This is a genomic window from Mesorhizobium sp. M7A.F.Ca.CA.001.10.2.1 (assembly GCF_003998575.1).
GTDB lineage: Bacteria > Pseudomonadota > Alphaproteobacteria > Rhizobiales > Rhizobiaceae > Mesorhizobium.
This window is the reverse complement of the sequence record NZ_RZQY01000833.1, coordinates 1-2228: the sequence shown is the minus strand read 5'-3', so window position 1 is coordinate 2228 and position 2228 is coordinate 1. Positions and strand designations below refer to the sequence as shown.

The 2228-nt window shown below is 63.8% G+C and carries 3 protein-coding genes; 2 read left to right on the top strand and 1 reads right to left on the bottom strand.

The features are described 5' to 3' along the window. The coding region (locus EN964_RS32350; RefSeq protein WP_164776210.1) for a carbohydrate ABC transporter permease at positions 1-328 on the top strand (328 nt) is incomplete at its 5' end. A 1-nt stretch (position 329) separates the two neighbouring features. Then, the gene (locus tag EN964_RS32345) at positions 330-1400 is read left to right on the top strand and encodes a Gfo/Idh/MocA family protein (RefSeq protein ID WP_127267631.1); all 1071 of its coding nucleotides are present in this window, start codon (positions 330-332) and stop codon (positions 1398-1400) included. On the opposite strand, the gene EN964_RS32340 is transcribed toward EN964_RS32345, so the two are convergent. Further along, positions 1397-2203 carry an SDR family NAD(P)-dependent oxidoreductase gene (locus tag EN964_RS32340; protein ID WP_127267632.1) on the bottom strand — a complete coding sequence of 269 codons (807 nt, stop codon included), beginning with the start codon at positions 2201-2203 and terminating at the stop codon, positions 1397-1399. The two genes, EN964_RS32345 and EN964_RS32340, sit on opposite strands and share 4 nt — an antisense overlap. Positions 2204-2228: the final 25 nt, after the last annotated feature.

Sequence of the window (2228 nt, the reverse complement as noted above, 5' to 3'; positions counted from 1 at the left end):
CGAAGATGCCGCGCGCATCGATGGCGCCAGCCGGCTCGAGATCCTGATCCACATCATGCTGCCCCTGGTGCGGCCGGGCGTTGCGCTGATCCTCATCTTCGGCTTCATCGAGATCTGGAATGATTTCTTCCTGGCCTTCCTGCTGTTGCGCGACCCTTCGGTGCAGACCATCCCGCTTGGACTGGTCAGCTTCTTCCAGCAATACGACTCGCTCTGGACGCTCTATTTCGCCGCGTTGACGATCACGACACTGCCGGTGATCGTCGTCTTTGTCGCCATGCAACGGCAGTTCATCGCCGGCCTGACAGCCGGCGCCGTGAAGGGTTGACATGCAGGATCGCGTTATTGGCGTCGGCGTCATCGGCTGCGGCGAGATCGCCCAGCTGATGCACTTGCCTTATCTGATGGAATTGCCGGCGTTTCGCATCGCCGCCTTGTGCGACATCTCTCCCGGCACGGCCGACAAGGTCGCGGAACATTATGGCGTCACTGCCAGATATACCGACCATCGCGCGCTGCTTGCCGACCCGAATGTCGATGCGGTCGTGATCTGCACCTACGATCATGGCGAGATGGTTGCCGATGCAATCCGCGCCGGCAAGCACCTGATCGTCGAGAAGCCGCTTGCCTTCACGCCGCAGGAGGCGCGCCCGCTGGTCGAGCAGGCCGAGCGGAGCGGCCTCGTCGCCCTTGTCGGCTACATGAAATTCTATGATCCCGGCTATGAGACCGGGCTGGAGCGCATCGCCGCCATCGGCCGGCCGAAGTCGATCCATGTCCACGATTTCGCCGGCCGCTTCGACCGTTATGGCCAACTCTACACGCAGACCAGGGTCACCGACGTGCCGGCCGATGTGTTGGCGGCGGGGCGCGAAACGGTCGCTCGGCGCATCGAGGCGGCGCTCGGTGTGGACCATGCCGGCTATCGCGATCTCTATCTTGTACTGCTCAGCCTCGCCAGCCACGACCTTGCCGTCATGCGCGGTGCTTTCGGCACACCCGACCGCGTCGTCCATGCACAGCAGACCGGCCCGAACCAGTTGCTGGCCGTGCTCGACTATGGCGGCGTCCCTTGCCTCTTCGACATGGCACTTGCCCAGTATGAATGGTGGGACGAGTGGATCCATGTGCATGGCGAGCGCGACGAGGTGCGGATCGAATTCCAGAACCCCTATTTCCGCAATGCCTCGGCGACTGTCCGGCTACGTGAAACGACAGGCGAGGCTGCATCCGAACGCGTTCTGCCTGGCGTTCCTGATACGTCGTTCCGCCGCGAGTGGCTGCATTTCGCCGATTGCATCCTTGCCGGCGCGAAACCGCGCACGCCGCTTTCGGGCGGGCTCGCCGATCTCGATCTTGCCATCCGGATTATCCAGGCAATGCCGCCGAAAAGACTTTAGCGAAATTTCGGAAACGCGCCGCCATCAGGGGCATTGGCCCAGCTCTGCAAGGTCTGGCCGCCGTCGATCAGCCAATCCACGCCTGTGACGTGCTTCGCCTCGTCGGAGGCCAGGAAAGCCACGGCGGCCGCGACATCGTCCGGCTGGCCGATGCGGCGCAACGGAATGCGGTCGGCGAAATGCTGAACGCTGCTCTTGAATTCGCCGTTGCCGGAAGCTGGCACGCCAAGCGTCGTCTCGATCACGCCGGGGCAGATGGCATTGACGCGTATGCCATAGGGCGCGGCATCGAGCGCCGCGACCCGCGTCAGGCCGACCACGCCGTGTTTGGAAGCGACATAGCCAGCTCCCCCCGAAAGGACGTCCCAACCGGCCATGGACGAGCCCATGTTGACGATCGAGCCACCGGTCCCGGCCTTGATCATCGCCCGAAGCGAAGCCTGCAGCACGAGGAAGATGCCGCGCAGATTGATGCGGATGGTCGTATCCCAGTCCTCGACCGGCAGGTCGTGAACGGGAGCGACGACGCCGGAAATGCCGGCATTGTTGAACACCACGTCGAGGCCGCCGAACGTCTCGACGGTCGCCTCGACGGCGCGCCGCACATCCGCTTCGTCGGTGACGTCGGCTTCGATGGCAATGGCGTTTTCACCCAGTGAGCGAGCCAGTTGCTGCGCCGCCGCGCCATTGCGGTCGACAATGGCGACCCGCGCGCCTTCGTCAAGGAAACGCCGCACCGCTGCGCTGCCGATCGCGCCGGCGCCGCCGGTGACGAGAACATTCTGTTTTTCGAACCGTTTCATTGTCCGGCCTCCGGCTTCGGATAGG

What these genes read in the sequence shown, in the direction of transcription:
- EN964_RS32340 (WP_127267632.1), bottom strand. Translation starts at nt 2,203, where the DNA reads ATGAAACGGTTCGAAAAACAGAATGTTCTCGTCACCGGCGGCGCCGGC.
- EN964_RS32345 (WP_127267631.1), top strand. Translation starts at nt 330, where the DNA reads ATGCAGGATCGCGTTATTGGCGTCGGCGTCATCGGCTGCGGCGAGATC.